General features: G+C 57.3%; 19 protein-coding genes. 12 read left to right on the top strand and 7 right to left on the bottom strand.

All coding sequences use genetic code 11. From position 1 onward, the window contains the following. The first annotated feature begins 47 nt into the window (after positions 1 to 47). The 12 genes from ACXJGX_RS09815 to ACXJGX_RS09760 all read left to right on the top strand — a co-directional run bounded on the left by ACXJGX_RS09815 (position 48) and on the right by ACXJGX_RS09760 (position 9,830). Entirely contained in the window at positions 48 to 725 is a 678-nt protein-coding gene (locus ACXJGX_RS09815; protein WP_474781109.1) for a haloacid dehalogenase type II, read from the top strand. After that, positions 725 to 1,543: an alpha/beta fold hydrolase gene (locus tag ACXJGX_RS09810; RefSeq protein WP_474781107.1), complete on the top strand. Its 819-nt coding sequence runs from the start codon at positions 725 to 727 to the stop codon at positions 1,541 to 1,543. Before ACXJGX_RS09815 ends, ACXJGX_RS09810 begins: the two co-directional genes overlap by 1 nt. Next, complete coding sequence (locus ACXJGX_RS09805; protein ID WP_474781105.1) at positions 1,540 to 2,502, top strand: threonine ammonia-lyase; 963 nt, start codon at positions 1,540 to 1,542, stop codon at positions 2,500 to 2,502. The genes ACXJGX_RS09810 and ACXJGX_RS09805 overlap by 4 nt, the downstream gene beginning before the upstream one ends. Then, positions 2,499 to 3,698 carry an endonuclease/exonuclease/phosphatase family protein gene (locus ACXJGX_RS09800; RefSeq protein WP_474781103.1) on the top strand — a complete coding sequence of 400 codons (1,200 nt, stop codon included), beginning with the start codon at positions 2,499 to 2,501 and terminating at the stop codon, positions 3,696 to 3,698. Before ACXJGX_RS09805 ends, ACXJGX_RS09800 begins: the two co-directional genes overlap by 4 nt. Then, positions 3,691 to 4,488 carry a 3-oxoadipate enol-lactonase gene (gene pcaD / locus ACXJGX_RS09795; RefSeq protein ID WP_474781101.1) on the top strand — a complete coding sequence of 266 codons (798 nt, stop codon included), beginning with the start codon at positions 3,691 to 3,693 and terminating at the stop codon, positions 4,486 to 4,488. The genes ACXJGX_RS09800 and pcaD overlap by 8 nt, the downstream gene beginning before the upstream one ends. After that, entirely contained in the window at positions 4,481 to 5,200 is a 720-nt protein-coding gene (locus tag ACXJGX_RS09790; RefSeq protein WP_474781099.1) for an alpha/beta fold hydrolase, read from the top strand. The genes pcaD and ACXJGX_RS09790 overlap by 8 nt, the downstream gene beginning before the upstream one ends. 1 nt (position 5,201) lies before the next feature. Then, on the top strand, positions 5,202 to 6,419 hold the full coding sequence (locus ACXJGX_RS09785) for a TCR/Tet family MFS transporter (RefSeq protein WP_474781097.1): 1,218 nt from the start codon (positions 5,202 to 5,204) through the stop codon (positions 6,417 to 6,419). A gap of 68 nt (positions 6,420 to 6,487) precedes the next feature. Next, the gene (locus tag ACXJGX_RS09780) at positions 6,488 to 7,084 is read left to right on the top strand and encodes a TetR/AcrR family transcriptional regulator (protein WP_474781095.1); all 597 of its coding nucleotides are present in this window, start codon (positions 6,488 to 6,490) and stop codon (positions 7,082 to 7,084) included. A gap of 102 nt (positions 7,085 to 7,186) precedes the next feature. Beyond that, on the top strand, positions 7,187 to 7,867 hold the full coding sequence (locus tag ACXJGX_RS09775; RefSeq protein WP_474781093.1) for a PspA/IM30 family protein: 681 nt from the start codon (positions 7,187 to 7,189) through the stop codon (positions 7,865 to 7,867). A 25-nt stretch (positions 7,868 to 7,892) separates the two neighbouring features. Continuing rightward, positions 7,893 to 8,171: a YiaA/YiaB family inner membrane protein gene (locus ACXJGX_RS09770; RefSeq protein WP_474781091.1), complete on the top strand. Its 279-nt coding sequence runs from the start codon at positions 7,893 to 7,895 to the stop codon at positions 8,169 to 8,171. Positions 8,172 to 8,250: 79 nt separating this feature from the next. Continuing rightward, positions 8,251 to 8,892, top strand: coding sequence for a lysophospholipid acyltransferase family protein (locus tag ACXJGX_RS09765; RefSeq protein WP_474781089.1), 642 nt, complete (start codon positions 8,251 to 8,253; stop codon positions 8,890 to 8,892). Next, positions 8,889 to 9,830 (top strand): phosphatidate cytidylyltransferase, encoded by a 942-nt coding sequence (locus ACXJGX_RS09760; protein ID WP_474781087.1) that lies wholly within the window; start codon positions 8,889 to 8,891, stop codon positions 9,828 to 9,830. The genes ACXJGX_RS09765 and ACXJGX_RS09760 overlap by 4 nt, the downstream gene beginning before the upstream one ends. Here ACXJGX_RS09760 and ACXJGX_RS09755 read toward each other — a convergent pair. Genes ACXJGX_RS09755 through ACXJGX_RS09725 form a run of 7 tightly spaced genes read right to left on the bottom strand, consistent with a single transcriptional unit; the run spans position 9,827 to position 16,221 of the window. Next, positions 9,827 to 10,570, bottom strand: coding sequence for a glycosyltransferase family 2 protein (locus tag ACXJGX_RS09755; protein ID WP_474781085.1), 744 nt, complete (start codon positions 10,568 to 10,570; stop codon positions 9,827 to 9,829). The genes ACXJGX_RS09760 and ACXJGX_RS09755 overlap by 4 nt on opposite strands. Further along, positions 10,567 to 11,445, bottom strand: coding sequence for a glycosyltransferase family 2 protein (locus tag ACXJGX_RS09750; RefSeq protein WP_474781083.1), 879 nt, complete (start codon positions 11,443 to 11,445; stop codon positions 10,567 to 10,569). The genes ACXJGX_RS09755 and ACXJGX_RS09750 overlap by 4 nt, the downstream gene beginning before the upstream one ends. Next, the gene (locus ACXJGX_RS09745) at positions 11,442 to 11,984 is read right to left on the bottom strand and encodes an LbetaH domain-containing protein (RefSeq protein WP_474781081.1); all 543 of its coding nucleotides are present in this window, start codon (positions 11,982 to 11,984) and stop codon (positions 11,442 to 11,444) included. The genes ACXJGX_RS09750 and ACXJGX_RS09745 overlap by 4 nt, the downstream gene beginning before the upstream one ends. Beyond that, a complete protein-coding gene (locus ACXJGX_RS09740) occupies positions 11,981 to 13,102 on the bottom strand; it encodes a glycosyltransferase (RefSeq protein ID WP_474781079.1) in 1,122 nt (373 codons plus the stop codon). Before ACXJGX_RS09740 ends, ACXJGX_RS09745 begins: the two co-directional genes overlap by 4 nt. Further along, complete coding sequence (locus ACXJGX_RS09735; protein WP_474781077.1) at positions 13,099 to 13,683, bottom strand: acyltransferase; 585 nt, start codon at positions 13,681 to 13,683, stop codon at positions 13,099 to 13,101. The genes ACXJGX_RS09740 and ACXJGX_RS09735 overlap by 4 nt, the downstream gene beginning before the upstream one ends. Next, positions 13,673 to 15,022, bottom strand: coding sequence for an oligosaccharide repeat unit polymerase (locus tag ACXJGX_RS09730; protein WP_474781075.1), 1,350 nt, complete (start codon positions 15,020 to 15,022; stop codon positions 13,673 to 13,675). Before ACXJGX_RS09730 ends, ACXJGX_RS09735 begins: the two co-directional genes overlap by 11 nt. Beyond that, positions 15,007 to 16,221, bottom strand: a complete 1,215-nt coding sequence (locus ACXJGX_RS09725; RefSeq protein ID WP_474781073.1) for a lipopolysaccharide biosynthesis protein — start codon at positions 16,219 to 16,221, stop codon at positions 15,007 to 15,009. Before ACXJGX_RS09725 ends, ACXJGX_RS09730 begins: the two co-directional genes overlap by 16 nt. Positions 16,222 to 16,349 lie beyond the last annotated feature (128 nt).

Below are 16,349 nucleotides of genomic sequence, written 5' to 3'. Positions count from 1 at the left end.
TTCGCCCCGGGACCATCGTGACACGATGCAAGAAACTGGAGGACGCAATGCCAATCACCACCTGTGTTTTCGATGCTTACGGCACATTGTTTGACGTGCATGCCGCCGCGCAGATTGCGGCGCAGGAACCGGCACACGCGCATTTGGCGTCGGTCTGGCCGATGGTGGCACGGGACTGGCGCGCCAAGCAGCTGGAATACAGCTGGCTGCGCGCCATCGCCGACCGGCACTGTGATTTTTGGCAGGTGACGCAGGACGGGCTGGATTGGGCGTTAGAGGCGCATGATGTCGCGCAATCCGCCACACGCGCGCGCCTGTTGGCGCTTTATTGGGAATTGCCGGCTTATCCCGAAGTACATGCGATGCTGGCGGCCTTGAAGTCAAAGGGGATGAACACTGCGATTTTGTCGAACGGCAGCCCGGACATGTTGACCGCAGCGCTGACGTCCGCCGGGATCACGCCCTTGTTGGATGCTGCGCTGTCGGTGGAAAGCGTGGGTGTGTTCAAACCCCACGCCAGCGTTTATAATTTAGTCAACGACCGGTTCGGATGCCCCACATCCGAGGTGCTGTTTGTGTCGTCCAACGGCTGGGACATTGCGGGTGCTGCGGGCTACGGGTTTCAGACAGTTTGGGTCAATCGCGCCAGCGCGCCAGTCGACAGGCTTTATGCGACGCCGCACCATATCATCCCCGACCTGACCACCCTGCCGGAGCTTTGCTAATGCCCTATTTCCAATCCAAAGATGGTGTGCGCCTGTTCTACAGTGACGACGGTGTAGGGGTGCCGGTGATTGCCCTTGCCGGCCTGAGCCGCAACAGCGCCGATTTCGATCATGTTGCCCCCCACCTGCCCGTCCGTTTGATCCGGTTGGATTACCGCGGGCGCGGACAGTCTGATTGGGCCGATCCGGCCACCTATACGATCCCCCACGAGGCGGCGGACGTACTGGCGCTAATGGATCATCTGGGTCTGACGCGCGCGGCCATCCTTGGCACCTCGCGCGGCGGCCTGATCGCGATGGTCTTGGCTGCCACCGCGAAACACCGCCTGTTGGGGGTCGCGCTGAATGATATCGGACCAGAGCTGGACCCCAAAGGCCTGTCCACGATCATGGACTACATCGGACACAATCCCGCGCAAAAAACATATGCCCAAGCAGCCAGTGCCCGCGCCAAACTGTGGACGCAGTTTACCGATGTCCCGATGACCCGCTGGCTTGCCGAGGTCACTGGCCATTACCGCGAAACGCCTGACGGGCTGGTCATCCGCTATGATCCCAAGTTGCGCGATGCGGTGATAGCCGCAGGCACACAGCCAACACCCGACCTTTGGCCGCTGTTTGATGCACTTGACGGGTTACCTTCGGCATTGATCCGCGGCGCGAACTCTGACCTTTTGGCGCAAACGACGGTGGACAAGATGGCCGCGCGCCGCCCGGATATGATATGGACGAACGTCCCCGGTCGCGGCCACGTACCATTTTTGGATGAATATAAATCAAAGGCGGTTCTGACTGCCTGGCTGGAGAATATAGAATGAATATTGATATGATCCGCGCCGCAGCAAAGCGGCTGGATGGCCACGCACGGCGCACCCCGATCCTGACCTCGCCTTTTTTGGATGAAATCGCGGGCCGCCGGGTGTTTGTGAAGGCAGAATGCTTGCAACACACCGGATCATTCAAATTTCGCGGTGGCTGGTCGGCGCTTTCGGCCCTGACCCCGGCGCAACGCAAGGCGGGCGTCATTGCCTTTTCCAGCGGCAACCATGCGCAGGGCGTCGCCCTTGCTGCGCGCGAACATGGCGCTCCTGCCGTCATCATCATGCCCGCGAACGCGCCCGCGATTAAGATCGCCAACACCCGCGCCTTGGGGGCAGAGGTGGTGCTGTACGACCGCGCGACCGAAGACCGTGACGAAATCGGCGCGCGCCTTGCGGCAGAGCGCGGCCTGACCCTGATCAAGCCGTTTGATGAACCGCAGGTCATTGCAGGCCAAGGCACTTGCGGGCTTGAGATCGCGCAAGAACTGGGCGACCTGACAGCGGATGTAATGGTGTGTTGCGGCGGTGGCGGGCTGACGTCGGGCATCGCGCTGGCGCTTGCCGCCGCTGCGCCGGGGTTACGGGTGCGCCCGGCAGAGCCCGCAGGGTTTGACGATGTCACCCGGTCGCTCGTCAGCGGCAAGATTGAACGTAATGCCCAGTTGGATGGATCGATCTGCGACGCAATCGTCACACCGCAGCCCGGCAATCTGACGTTTCCGATTATGCAATCTCTGTGTGGTCCGGGCATCGCTGTCACCGAACATGAATGCCTGCGCGCAATGGGCGTCGCATTTGAACGGCTCAAGATCGTGATTGAACCGGGCGGCGCGGCGGCGCTTGCTGCCGCGCTTTATTACCCTGACGCCTTCAGCCAGGACGCCGTGGTCGCCGTGGCCACAGGGGGGAATGTTGATGCGGACATGTTCAAACGGGCGTTGGAAACGATTGCATGACACGGTTTACGATTGCCAGCTTCAACGTCAAAAACCTGATCGAGCCTGATCAGGAGTATTACCGCTTTGAACAGTACACACCCGAAGAATATGCGTGGAAACGCGCGTGGCTGGCGGACCAACTGTTGACAATGAACGCGGACATCGTCGGATTTCAGGAAATTTTCAGTGAAAACGCACTGCGCGATGTGATCATCGAAACGGACGAACTGGGCTTTGCCGCAAATGCGGCCCATATCCCCGATCGCTCCAGAGGCTATGCGCGCAAGGCGATTTTTCGCAAACTGGCGCATGAGCCCTATACCGAATCCGCGCTGGCCTTTGCGCCCAACAGCTTTGATGGCGGTCCGGGCGACCGACGCCCCGGTGTCGCGATCCTGTCGCGGTTCGGGTTTGTCGGCACACCTGAAGTGATCCAAGATTTGCCAGCGCCATTAGATATCCCATTCACCGATATCGACGGTGCTGACGGTGGCAGCTACCGCATCCATAGATTGAGCCGCCCGATACTCAAGGTGCGCATCCCCATCGGCGATCAGGTGGTTACCGTTTTTAACTGCCACCTGAAATCGAAACTGGGTGAATTTCCGCGTCCCGCCGGTGCGCTGTTTGCCCCTGCTGCCGACCTTGTGAATTATGACCCGGCCGCCCGTGCGATGGGTTCATTGCGCGCCGCGTTGCGCCGCATGGCAGAAGCATGGGTTTTACGTCAGGCGATCATCACGGAGCTTGCGCTGGACAATCCCGTCATGGTGTTGGGGGATTTCAACGACAGTGACACCGCGGTGTCATCAGAAATTGTCACGGGCGAAGCACCTTTTAAAAACTATGCATGGATGCGCCGTCACGATGCGAAAACGCCACGTGATCGCTATTCTGACGCCGAGAACGCGATCATTCAGAACAAAATCAACAAGGTCCGTCTGTTTTCGGCCGAAAAGATGTTTGTGCGAAAATCTCTGCGCGACATGGTTTACACATCCGCGTTCGGTGGCATTTTCGAAAGCATCGACCAAATTTTAATGTCGTGGCATTTTCATCCCGACTTTGCGGGCAACGTCGGAGAGATGGAGTATTTCAGCGTGCTCAACGACCATTTGACCGACGGATCGCACCCGGAAGCACCCTATAATAAATTGGCATCGGATCACGGACAGATCATGGCGCATATGATCATGGGGGATCCAGATGTCTGAGACACATACCGTGATCCGTGGCAACGTGCGCCTGCATGTTGTCACCGATGGCCCGGCAGACGGGCCAGTGATTGTATTTTCCAATTCGCTTGGCACCAATTTGCATCTGTGGGACGCCGTGTTGGCGCTGTTGCCTGCGGGCCTGCGGACGGTGCGCTATGACATGCGTGGCCACGGCCAGTCTGATGTGCCCGTTGGCCCCTACACAATGGGGCAAATGGTTAGCGACGCCGAAGCGGTGTGCGACGCCTTTGACCTGCGTGATGTGATGTTTGTCGGATTGTCCGTAGGTGGCATGATCGCCCAAGGGCTCGCCGTGAAGCGCCCCGATATGGTCCGGTCGTTGGTGCTGTCGAACACAGCCGCAAAGATCGGCAACCCGACACTATGGCAGGACCGGATCGACACCGTGCGCAAATCAGGTTTGGCCATCATGGCGGACGAGGTCATGAAGCGGTGGTTTTCGCGCGACTTTGTGCAATCACCCGCCGTCGCACCCTGGCGTGCGATGCTGTCAGAAACGCCAGTTGAAGGGTATACAGGCGTCTGCGCCGCCATCGCGGGGACCGATTTCTATACGCCGACAAGCGGGCTGCGGATTCCCACGCTGGGTATTGCGGGGTCCGAAGATGGATCGACGCCACCCGATCTGGTGCGCGAAACCGTCGATCTGATCCCCGGTTCGCAATTTGCGCTCATGCGTCGTGTGGGCCATTTGCCTTGCGTCGAGAACGCGGCAGGGTACGCTGCACTGTTAACGCAATTCATTCAGGACACCGGACATGGCTGATTTTTTGTTGATCCACGGATCGTGCCATGGCGCATGGTGCTGGGATGACGTGATCCCGCATCTACAGGCCGCAGGTCACACGGCGCGCGCGATCGACCTTCCATCACATGGCGCAGACCAGACGCCTGCGCAGGACGTGACACTGGACCTGTACGCGCAGGCCATTGTCGACGCGATTGACACACCTGTTATTTTGGTCGGGCATTCAATGGCAGGCTACCCGATTACCGCGGCAGCCAATTTGGCCCCACATAAAATTGACCAGCTGATTTACCTGTGCGCCTATGTGCCTTTCGCAGGAAAAACACTGGCGGAAATGCGGCGCATGGCGCCCAGCCAACCGTTGCTTGACGCGATCGTGGTTGATGAGGCGCGCGTGACATTTTCTGTTGATCCCGCCAAAGCTGCTGCAAAGTTTTTCCACGATGTCCCGACCGCACGCGCCGCGTGGGCCGTCAGCATGCTGGGGCCGCAACCGATTTTGCCGCAGGAAACGCCGCTGACGGCACGGCACACCCTGCCCCGTCACTACATCATCTGTACCGACGACAGGACGATTCCGCCGGAATTTCAGTACACAATGACCAACGATTGGCCTGTTGGAACAGTGACCGAAATGCCGACGTCGCACTCTCCATTTCTGGCAGATCCGGCGGGGCTGGCTGCGCGATTAATCCAGATTGCAGCCGGTAAAGAACGCGGTGAAGCCTGATATGCAAAGCCGCCTGCCGATGGTTTTTATCCTGATCACTGTGGTGATCGACGCAATGGGCATCGGGCTGATCATGCCTGTGATGCCCGAATTGATCCAAGAGGTCGAAGGCGCGGGTTTGGGGCGTGCTGCCCTTTGGGGTGGCGTTTTGACGACGATTTTTGCGGGGATGCAATTTTTGTTTGGTCCCACCGTCGGAAGCCTGTCTGACCGGTTTGGTCGCCGCCCTGTCCTGCTGTGGTCACTGGTATTCATGTCGTTTGACTATGTGCTGATGGCCTTGGCCGGGTCGATCTGGCTGCTTGTGGTCGGGCGAATTATTGGTGGTATCACTGCCGCAACCCAATCCACATCCGCAGCCTACGTCGCCGATATTTCCACGCCCGAACAGAAGGCTGTCAACTTTGGCCGGATCGGCGCGGCCTTTGGGATCGGATTTGTGTTTGGTCCGATGCTGGGGGGCGTTCTGGCAGAGTTTGGCACCCGTGCACCATTTTGGGCGGCGGCTGTCTTGGCCGGGGGCAATGCGATTTTTGGATATTTTGTGCTGCCGGAAACCGTGACAGACCGTATCCGTCGTCCGTTTGACTGGCGCCGGGCCAATCCGCTAGGCGCGTTCAAAAACATTGGGTCGCTGCCGGGACTAAAGCGACTGATGCTCATCATCTTTGTCTATACGATTGCGTTCTTCGTTTATCCCGGCGTTTGGGCCTATTTTGGTGTTGAACGCTTTGGTTGGGGACCGGGCATGATCGGGTTGTCATTGGGTGTCTTTGGTATCGGCATTGCGATCGTACAGGGATTGTTGATGAAACCTATTCTGGACCGGATTGGCGAACGAAAAGCAGTGATATTTGGATTTGGCGTTGATGTGGTCGCTTTTGGTTTGCTTGGCTTCATCACAAACGGTTGGCTCGCGCTCGCGTTGATCCCGCTGACTGCGTTCGGATCAGTTGCCGGACCGGCCCTGCAAGGGATCATGTCGCGCACGGCCCACGATGACCAACAGGGCGAATTGCAGGGCACTGTGGCGTCGATTACCGCTGTCGCCACAATTGTCGCACCGTTGATCGTGACACAGACGTTTTATTATTTCACCGCTGACACGGCCCCGGTGTATCTGCCGGGTGCACCATTTCTGGTGTCGGCGCTGCTGACCATGGGATGTATTGTGGTGTTTATGCAGACGCCGCGTCCTGCGCGTCCGCGCAAGGCGTAATCTTTCGAAATCGGATTGCATCACTTGCAGAACCGTCTAGTCTGAACTTAGTTCACTACGAGGGTATCATGGCAGGCATTGTGGCAGAGCGGCGCGCAGCGTTGCGCGAAAACCTGATTGCTATCGCAGAGCGGACCATCGCCGAAAAGGGCCTGAGCGCCGTGCGCGCGCGCGATCTGGCGTCCGAGGCGGGCTGTGCAGTGGGTGCGATATATAATGTATTCGGTGACCTCACTGATTTGGTTTTAGCGGTAAATGCCCGTACTTTCCATCGTTTAGGCGCAGACGTCGCCGCGGCTTTGGCGGCAGCCCCTCAAGATCCTGTCGAACAACTGGTTGTGATGGCGCAAGCCTATCATCATTTTGCGGCGGCCAATCTGCCCAGTTGGCGCGCCCTGTTTGACGTTGAACGCGCGCCCGGCGAACCCGCTCCAGACTGGTATCTGAAAGAAATGGCGCAGTTGTTCACGTATATATCGGATCCGCTGATGGCGATATTTCCGAATCGCACCCCCGCAGACATCGCCCTTTTGACACGCGGATTGTTCTCTTCGGTGCATGGAATCGTTCTTTTGGGTCTTGATGGTGCCAGCGCCGGGGTTCCGTCGACAGATATAGATCGGATGATCGCCCTTATTTTAAGGCAGTTGACGATACCTGCCTGAAAAATTGAACATTGTTCAATTTTTTCCTTGATCGAATTCGCCTCATTCGCTAAATCTAATTCATGAACGGCGTTCAGGCGTCAAATGAAAAGGAAAATTGCGATGTTCAAAACACTTGCCACATTGATCCAAGGTCAGAACGCACGCGCCGAAGACCGTGTGCGGGATGCTTTTGCAATCGAGCTGATCGACCAGAAAATCCGCGAAAGCGAAAATAGTCTGCGCGCCGCCAAGGCAACGCTGGCCAGCCTGATCCAGCGGCAGCGGGCCGAGCAGTCCCAGTATAGCGGCCTGAAATCCCGGATCACCGACCTGACCAAACGCGCCAGCGACGCGCTGGACAATGACTGCGAAGATATGGCAACAGAGGCCGCCCGCGCCATCGCCAGCATGGAAAATGAATTGACCATCCGCGCAGACACCCTGCGCCGTCTGGACCAAAAGGTGATCCGCCTGCGCAATTCGATCGAAAGCGGCCACCGCCGTATTATCGACCTGAAGCAAGGCGCAATCCAAGCCCGCGCCGTGCGCCGCGAACAAGATATCCAAATGCAAATGGTGCGCACCGGTACCGGTCAATCCAGCGTCGCCGAAGCCGAAGAACTGATTGCGCGTGTACTGGGTCGTGACGATCCGTTTGAACACTTCGAAATTCTTGCCGAAATCAACCACGATCTCGACGGTGGGAGCATCACAGACCGGATGGCCGACGCGGGCTTTGGCACCGCGACCCGCTCCACGGCAGATGATGTTCTTGCCCGCCTCAAATCATCCAAGAAATAACAGACACACAGAAGGAATATAAAAAATGGCTGCTTCAAAATCTGATAACTCATTGATCATGTTCGTAAACGGGGCCGGTGTTGCGGTTGCCTATGGGATGCTCGGGATTTCGCTTTGGCTGTCGACGGACGTACCGCTGTCCACCAAAGGTTTCTGGGCCATGTCGGTGATGATGCTGACACTGGCGCTGGTCAACTTTGTCAAATACCGCTTTGACGAAAAAATGTCCGAAGACCGCGTGAAACGCATCGAGGATGCGCGCAACGAAAAGCTGCTGTCGGAATACGTCAGCGACACAATCTAAACCAGCGTTACAGCCTCGCCCATTTTTCGGGCGGGGCCGCCTCTTTTCAAATGCCCGAATATTCTCCAAGGTTGCCGCCATGACATATTTACGCGCCATCGCCGCCCGGATCGTGGGCCATGCCATTCGTATTTTTGCACGTGCTGTCACCGCAGTGCGGGCGGATTGGCAGGGAATTGAACCCGTCCCACGCCAACGCGTTTATTATGCCAATCACACCAGCAACGGTGATATGCCGATGATCTGGGCTTCATTGCCGTCAGCGTTGCGCCGCAATGTGCGCCCTGTGGCCGCCGCCGACTATTGGCTGAAGAATAAATCGCGCGCCTTTGTCGGGCCAGAGGTGTTCAACTGCGTACTGGTTGATCGCCGCCCCGAGGTAAACGACAAACCGATGGATAAAATCATCGCCGCCCTTGATGAAGGATCATCGCTGATCATCTTCCCCGAAGGCAACCGCAACATGACCTCGGACCCGCTGCTGCCGTTCAAATCCGGGCTGTACAACATCGGTGTCGCCCGCCCCGACATTGATCTGGTTCCGACATGGGTCGCCAACCTGAATTCGATTATGCCCAAAGGCGAGGTGATCCCGCTGCCGCTGATCTGCACCGTTACGTTTGGTGCGCCGCTCCATGTGCAAGACGGCGAGACCAAGGATGCGTTTTTGAAACGTGCGTCTGATGCATTAGCGGCGCTTGCCCCGCAGGTGAAATCATGAGCCAGACAACCCTTGATATTCTGGCGCTTGCCTTTGGCAGCTTTGGGATTTTGATCGCGCTGACGGTGCTGGGTGAACTGCTGCACGCCCGTCAACAACCGGGCCAACCCAACCCTGTGCTTGAAAATTATATGACCCGCATCCAAAGTTGGTGGGGCATGGTTGCCTTTGTCGGTGTCGCACTGCTGCTGGGAAAAGTCGGCGTGATGGTGTTATTCGCGTTCTGCTCTTTCGCGGCCTTGCGCGAATTTCTAACGCTGACGACCAAGGCGCAGGCCGACCACATGTCGCTGGCGCTGGCGTTCTTTGCGGTTTTGCCGCTGCAATATGTTTTTGTCGGGATGGGGTGGACCGGGATGTATACCGTGTTTATCCCGGTCTACGCGTTCTTGCTGCTGCCGATTGTGTCAGCGTTGCGCGGTAACGCCGACAAGTTCCTCGTGCGGGTCGCTGAAACCCAATGGGGCCTGATGATCGCGATCTTTAGCGTCAGCCATGTTCCCGCCCTGATCAATATCGACATCGCGGGCTACGGCGACCGCAATATTCTGATGATCGCCTTTTTGGTGATGGTTGTTCAATTTGGTGACCTGCTGGAATACTTTTTCGGTCGCCGCTTTGGCCGCCGCAAAATCGCGCCCGGCCTATCGCCCAAGACATGGGTGGGCGTGACGTGCGGCGTGCTTTGCGCCGCGATCATTGGCGGACTTCTGGCGTGGATTACGCCATTCACCCCGATGGCAGCCATGGCCATGGCCGGATCTGCATCACTGGTTGGCATGCTGGGCAGTCTGGTCTTTGCCGCGATCAAGCGGGACCGTGGCGTCAAGGATTGGTCACATCTGATCCCCGGCCAAGGCGGATTTGTCGAACAATTGGACAGCGTGATTTTCGCCGCGCCGATTTTCTACCACCTGACGCGGTATTATTACGGCTAGCTCCAAAATTGCGGCAGTTTTGACAGGTTTTTCGCAACAAGCGTGCCAATGCCGCCCACCTGATGTCTGCGGATCGCGCGATAATCTTCGCGGCTTTTGCGCAGTATCTGCGCAAATGACCGATTGCTGGCGCCGCCCAACTGCATCCGCACCATCACTTGCGGCAGATAACCAAGACGGACATCGCCTTGCGTCAGGTACCGCAGCATTGCATCGTAATCACCCGAAATGCGAAAATTCGGGTCATACAGACCGCACCGGTCAAAGACCGCGCGCCGCAGATACACTGTCGGGTGTGGCGGCATCCAACCGCGCATCAACAAGGACGGGTGGAATGGCCCAGCGGTCCACTGGCGGATCACGCGGGTCGGGTCGCCGCGACCGACATATTGCAAATCACCGTAAACACCATCAATTTCAGGATCTTGCAACGCCAGCGCAACATCCGCCAAGACCCCTGCGTTCGCCAATTGGTCATCCGCATGTAACAGGCCGATCACATCGCCCGTGGCCCGCGTGATGCCGGCGTTGATCGCTGCGTAAATTCCGCCGTCTCCCGCCGATACCAATGCCATCCGCGGGTGCCCATGTGCTGCTAGATAGGCCTGTGTCCCGTCAGTCGACCCACCGTCCTGCACGATGTGTTCAACATCACGATGCGTTTGCCGGATCAGGCTTTGGATCATCGCAGGGAGGGTTTCCCGCCCGTTTAGAACGGCAGTGACGACTGATATCTTCATGATGACCGCGCCATGTCTGCGTCAATGCCGAGCACGTCTTTGATTGCAACCTGCAGCGTCACGCCGTGTGTTTTGCTGCGCCGCCGGACTTCGGTCAGCTTTGCATCGACCAGATAGCGATACCAAAACCCCTGCAAGACGTGAAACGACCGCGCTTGCGGTCCATCACAAAAGCCCAAACGCACCACATACCGATAAAAGAAATATACCCCTGCGCGAACTCCGCACGGCAGGCGCGCATAGATGTGGTCCTTGATCCACCGTTTTGCACCCTTGTGTGCGGCTTCAGACGGCTTCAGTTCGCGCCTTAAAATATCGACAACTTCGCGGCTGGCATAGGCGTTGTGCTTGGCAATCCACCAATCCAAAGGTTTTTGATTATCGTCCACAATGGCACCGCGCAGTTGGCCCGTCGGCCCTGTGACGACAATATGTTCGTCCATCAGCCGGTCTTCGCAACGCCCCGTACCATTGCGAAACAGGCGCAACACCCGGGTTGGAAACATGCCGCCACGCCGCACAGGCTGGCCCAAAAAGTTAATCCGACGGTGCACATAAAGCCCGGCAACATCTGGCAAACCCCGTTTGATTTCGGTCGCCAAGAACGGTGTCACCACCTCGTCCGCATCAAGACGCAACACCCACCCCGGCGTACCAGCGATCTGATCTAGCGCCCAGTTGAACTGCGCAGCATGGTTACTCCAAGCGTGAAACAGCACAGTCGCGCCCGCTGCATGCGCCAATGCGACGGTATCGTCACGCGACCCGCTATCGACCACAATAATACGGGATGCGACATCACGCACGGATGCGATGGCCCGCGTGATATGTCGTGCTTCGTCCTGCGTCAGGATGATAACTGTCAGCGCGATCATCGTTGTCGCCGGATCTGCATCGGGTTGCCTTTACCGATGTGCCCCGCAGGCAAATCAACAAGCGCCACTGCGCGCGCGCCAAGAATTGCGCCTGCCCCAATCTGCACCCCCGGCCCGACAAAGGCATCGGCGCAAACCCATGCGTCAGCGCCAATAAAAATCGGCGGCATCAGCAATGGCCGGCTCGGGTCACGCCAGTCATGGCTCCCTGCGCACAGGTGCGCGTATTGCGAAACCGTGGCACGCGCATCAATTGTAATCGTCCCAAGCGCATAGAGAATTGCCCCATCGCCAATGGCGACCATGTCGCCAATTTTAAGGTGCCATGGCATGGTGATTTTCACCGACGGATAGATGTGAACACCTTGCCCGACCTGTGCCCCGAACTGCCGCAAGAGCCACCCACGCCAGCACCACAACGGCCTTGGGCTGTACCGAAAAAGCGGCGCAGCCAGCGCCCAAGCCACACGGGCAACCTGAATAGAGAACGCATACTTGCGCTGCTTCCGGTTGGCTTGAACGTCAATCTGCATGGTCATGCCGGCACCACCTGCGGACGCTGTCGGTGTTGGGACCGATATAAATCCAGAAACGATGCGATCATTGCTGCGCGCGAAAAATCCTGCGCGATCCAGGCGCGGCCCAAACGGCCCATGTCAGCAAGATCTTTCTTGGCAAGAGCCTGAATTTCAACAGCAAGGTCATCCCGTGCGATATCCATGCATCGTCCGCACCCTTTGGCGCCAAGTTGCCCCCATGGTGTCGCTGTCGTCGTCAACACCGGGACGCCATGCGCCAGCGCCTCGGCAACTGCGATTGCGAAGTTTTCCGAGAAACTGGGCAATACAAACAAGTCTGCATTGGCAAAGGCCCGTGCCTTGACCGCATCATCAGCGTGACCGTGCAGGACCGTGTTTGCGCCCAGCCTTGACCGCAGGTCTGCACAATATTTTGGGTCACCGGTTCCATAAATGTCCAATGATACATGTTCGGGCAGGCGATCCATCGCGTCCAACAACAGATCGAGACCCTTTTTCGGGTGCAGCCGTCCAAGAAACAGCAACCGCAGCCCCGGTCCCCTCGTTTTTTTCGTGATGTTTGGTATCGCAACAGCGTTGGGGATCGTCACAGTCCGAATGCCAGCCAATCGCGCGGTACTTTGGTTTGCTTCCTTTTGGCTGGTCACATGCAGCACTGTACCGCGTGGACGCAACATGTCCGCCACCTGCTCAAACCGATGTTTCAGCCGCCGATGCGGCGCGGCATCCCAATCCGTCGTGGCCTGCAATGCGCCACGCGGTGACCAGACCAGTGGTTTGCCCATCAACCGCGCAAGGACCAAGACCGGCAGCGTCGGGAAACTATAGGTACCGGTCAGGTGTACGACATCAGCCCAGCGCATAGCGGGAGGCAACTTAGCCAGCAGTCCCGGTGCGATGCTATGCCCTGCAATCCGACGCGCATAATCGACCCGATAAGGTAGGGTTTCTGGTACAACCCGATCACCGCGTTCGGGGCCGCCCGCATCGGTTGTCAGCACGCGCACTGCCAACCCCGGTGTTGCGGCGATCCCGTCACAGATTGCCTTGGTCGACCAGATCGGACCGCCCCAAAAAGTCGCCGGATAAAATGATGGGGTGACATGCAGGATATTCACGCCGCCACCTCGTGCGCGGGCGCGCGGTGACGGATGACGCGGGCGGGGTTGCCTGCAACCACAGCATATGCCGGCACATCGCGTGTGACGATCGCACCTGCGGCAACCACAGCGCCACGACCAATTTGTTGACATTGTGGCAAGATGACAGCGCGCATGCCGATCCAAACGTCGGGGCCAATAACCTTTGGGTAGGCTTGGGGCGCAGCGCGCGGATCAAGACCGTGATCGTGTGTATAGATCACCACATCTTGTGAAATAAGAACGTCATCACCAATTTGCATGCCTCCGGTGACGTCAAGTTGGACATTCAGATTGATTTGCACCCTGTCCCCGATCACCAACTTTGCCTTCGGCAATTCGGATGACGCCATGCACCCGCGCCAGAAATAGCAGTCGGCGCCCACTGTCACGGTACCGGGGTTGTCGAACCGCACTCCGTATTGGAACCGGCTATGCCGTCCCACTGACCTTAAGGTCGCGTGGTGCATGATCGTGGCCAATCGAAGCGTGACCCGCCGCCAGATTGCGCCCACCAAGCGGCAGGCCCAGTACAGAAAGGTCAAGGGATTAAGCCGCATTATATGCCACCCGTCTATGAAGCGACCAAAGTGAAAACCGCGTCACAAAAAGACAGGTCATCACAACGATCAACACCCATTGCGCGGCCGCCCCGACAATAAACGCACTGAATGATGATTGCAGGGTTGCTTGTACAAAGGGATAAAACAGGATCGGATACAGAAAAGCACTGCCATAGCGCAGCGTGTTTTTGGTACATAACAGCGCCACCTCTCCCTTGCGGTAGATCGCCCCCAAAACACCACCCATGCCCAATCCGAACCATCCAAAGTTGATGAACGCCTCGCCCGGGCCGGTCACGTTAAACGCGCCGCCGGTATAAATTTGCATGACGTCACGCTTAAAGAAAACGCCAAGGTCAATCGCCGGTTTATCAGGCCATACCGCACGCGGCACCCAGCCGAAGCTCCACCATGTATAGCTTTGTCCCAGCAACATATGCGCGCGGTCCATCCGGTCCGTCACCATGGTGGCGGCGTTGATATCAAGGAAATACGTCGATCCCACAATTTGTAAAAGCAAGGCGGCAGGCGATCCATCGCCACCAAACCGGAGCGCTGTCATATACGCAGAGACAGCGCCAATGATACACAAGGCACCGCCGCCGATCACGACCGCGCGAAAGCCGATTTGGCGGCCTGTAATCGCATATGTTGCGAGCGCAAAAATCGCCATCTCAATCAATTCAAAACGATCACCCGAGATGATCGCAATCACAACCAAAACGACGGCCAAGATGCCCGCCCATATGAAAGAAATGTGTGATCCGCGCACCAAGCCATGCGCGAACAACAAAATAAACGCGAACTTGGGTACCATGAAAAACGTCTTGATACCCGCCAGCGTCGCCCCGATACCGTCCGCGTTGACGTGGATTTGTTTCGACGTATTAAGCCCGGTCAGCACACCCTGATCCAGCAGACCAACGCCGCGCGCGCGCAGAACCAACGCAATCGTGCATATGGTAATCCCCAAGGCGCAGGTAAACAGCCCTCCGCGTCGGGTAATACCCCCGGCGACTTCGCGCGCGGCCCAAGCACAGGGGCCTACTGTCGCAGCAGAGTAAGCAATCAAGTAGCCCAAGCAGATCATGACGATGAATGCCCCCAAGTAGATGGCACCCTTGAGGTCCGCTTGGGGCGTTAAGGCAAACCGCCGGTAGAACGCCAAATCCGGGGCATAGGCGTATACACTGACCTTCAGGAAAAAGCCGAAGAAGCTAAAATACGCCAATAGGTGAAGCGGCGAAACATACCCCACTACGCCACAGCGCATCCCGATCCAAAGCGGTAAAACCGTGCAAACGGCTGCCAGCGCGACAATCAGGACAGGCTCCATTTCGCCCCCCTGTCACGCCAAAGCACCCATACCGACGTATCCACGCCAAGGCGCGTCCGCAGCAAATGCCACAGCACCAATTGACCTGCGGCAATCACGACAACATATGCGACCGCATTGCTAAGGGCTGTGTCGATTGTGCCGACTATGACGATCAACCCGTAAGCCATGATGCTTAGCAATCGCGACATCATCGCAAAATGCGCGCATTCACACAGGGTTGCGACGGTAAATGTTGCCGCGAAAATAATTTGAATGAACGCACCCGCCAACAACACAAAACCCGTCACCGAAGCATCAGGCGCAAGCCACAGAGATATCGCGATAGCCACAGCAAACAGCGCGGCGCCCGGAAAAAATGCGACGATGCTTGCGTTGCGAATAGCGTTTTGCAGCGCTCTGTTATCCGCATTTGCATGGCTGGTCGCGACAGCGCCAGCAGTCACCCATGTGGCCACACTAATCGGCAGCGCAACCAAATTACTGATACGGCGTAGCAGGGCATAAACCCCCAACTGAGCCGGAGACAAAAAGCTTTCACCAAAAATAATATCGACCTGGGATGCAACCACACCTAAAACGGATGTTCCCCAAAGTGATACCGCAAATTTGCGGGAAATATCGGCACCCGATAGCAGCACCTGACGTTCAGGATGCAGCCAAAGCCACCAAAGGGCGCCACCCCCCATCCCGACCATAGCGGTACATGCCAAAGGCAAAATCAGTTCGACAGATCCGGTCATGGCTGCAAAACCGAGTGCGATGTGCGGGCACGCATCGCGCAATACCATCGACAGATTCACGCTGCCCAGTGCCCGCATGATGCTTGCCAGACATGTCAGAAAGTTAATGCAATACCCTGCCGAAATCATCGCGCCCCACGGATATCCGGGCCACACCGATGACAAAAGACAGTAGGCCGACGCACCCAAGATCGCGGGCCAAACAAAAATCATCCGCAAGATCACACCTCGGTGCAAACCATGGCGTTTGGATACGGTGTCAAGCAGGATCAAAGGTACACCTGCGCCAATACACGGTGCGCATACCGTTGCACCGCTCCACACCAACACGACCCGACCAAAATCATCGAACCCAAGACCCGCGGCAAGTCCGGCGATGACAGCAAAATTCACACCTACCGCGCCACTGCGCGTCACCATCGCGATCACGGCAGGCATCTGTGCAAATTTTGCCATCTTACCCTTGATCATGACTCATTTTTACCTGTCGTGCCCGTTAACCACCTTGGCGCTGTGAATCCGTTTTCATTCACCAACATTAATTTTCAGTTAACCCTGATGTGTTTGAGTGGCGGCAAATCTGT

This window comes from Yoonia sp. SWMV100 (genome assembly GCF_056108365.1).
The sequence above is the reverse complement of the archived record's forward strand: the minus strand, read 5'-3'. Positions and strand labels throughout refer to the sequence as shown.

What these genes read in the sequence shown, in the direction of transcription:
- ACXJGX_RS09755 (WP_474781085.1), bottom strand. Translation starts at nt 10,570, where the DNA reads ATGAAGATATCAGTCGTCACTGCCGTTCTAAACGGGCGGGAAACCCTC.
- ACXJGX_RS09790 (WP_474781099.1), top strand. Translation starts at nt 4,481, where the DNA reads ATGGCTGATTTTTTGTTGATCCACGGATCGTGCCATGGCGCATGGTGC.
- pcaD (WP_474781101.1), top strand. Translation starts at nt 3,691, where the DNA reads ATGTCTGAGACACATACCGTGATCCGTGGCAACGTGCGCCTGCATGTT.
- ACXJGX_RS09800 (WP_474781103.1), top strand. Translation starts at nt 2,499, where the DNA reads ATGACACGGTTTACGATTGCCAGCTTCAACGTCAAAAACCTGATCGAG.
- ACXJGX_RS09760 (WP_474781087.1), top strand. Translation starts at nt 8,889, where the DNA reads ATGAGCCAGACAACCCTTGATATTCTGGCGCTTGCCTTTGGCAGCTTT.
- ACXJGX_RS09735 (WP_474781077.1), bottom strand. Translation starts at nt 13,683, where the DNA reads ATGCGGCTTAATCCCTTGACCTTTCTGTACTGGGCCTGCCGCTTGGTG.
- ACXJGX_RS09785 (WP_474781097.1), top strand. Translation starts at nt 5,202, where the DNA reads ATGCAAAGCCGCCTGCCGATGGTTTTTATCCTGATCACTGTGGTGATC.
- ACXJGX_RS09780 (WP_474781095.1), top strand. Translation starts at nt 6,488, where the DNA reads ATGGCAGGCATTGTGGCAGAGCGGCGCGCAGCGTTGCGCGAAAACCTG.
- ACXJGX_RS09765 (WP_474781089.1), top strand. Translation starts at nt 8,251, where the DNA reads ATGACATATTTACGCGCCATCGCCGCCCGGATCGTGGGCCATGCCATT.
- ACXJGX_RS09805 (WP_474781105.1), top strand. Translation starts at nt 1,540, where the DNA reads ATGAATATTGATATGATCCGCGCCGCAGCAAAGCGGCTGGATGGCCAC.
- ACXJGX_RS09815 (WP_474781109.1), top strand. Translation starts at nt 48, where the DNA reads ATGCCAATCACCACCTGTGTTTTCGATGCTTACGGCACATTGTTTGAC.
- ACXJGX_RS09745 (WP_474781081.1), bottom strand. Translation starts at nt 11,984, where the DNA reads ATGACCATGCAGATTGACGTTCAAGCCAACCGGAAGCAGCGCAAGTAT.
- ACXJGX_RS09725 (WP_474781073.1), bottom strand. Translation starts at nt 16,221, where the DNA reads ATGGCAAAATTTGCACAGATGCCTGCCGTGATCGCGATGGTGACGCGC.
- ACXJGX_RS09750 (WP_474781083.1), bottom strand. Translation starts at nt 11,445, where the DNA reads ATGATCGCGCTGACAGTTATCATCCTGACGCAGGACGAAGCACGACAT.
- ACXJGX_RS09810 (WP_474781107.1), top strand. Translation starts at nt 725, where the DNA reads ATGCCCTATTTCCAATCCAAAGATGGTGTGCGCCTGTTCTACAGTGAC.
- ACXJGX_RS09730 (WP_474781075.1), bottom strand. Translation starts at nt 15,022, where the DNA reads ATGGAGCCTGTCCTGATTGTCGCGCTGGCAGCCGTTTGCACGGTTTTA.
- ACXJGX_RS09770 (WP_474781091.1), top strand. Translation starts at nt 7,893, where the DNA reads ATGGCTGCTTCAAAATCTGATAACTCATTGATCATGTTCGTAAACGGG.
- ACXJGX_RS09775 (WP_474781093.1), top strand. Translation starts at nt 7,187, where the DNA reads ATGTTCAAAACACTTGCCACATTGATCCAAGGTCAGAACGCACGCGCC.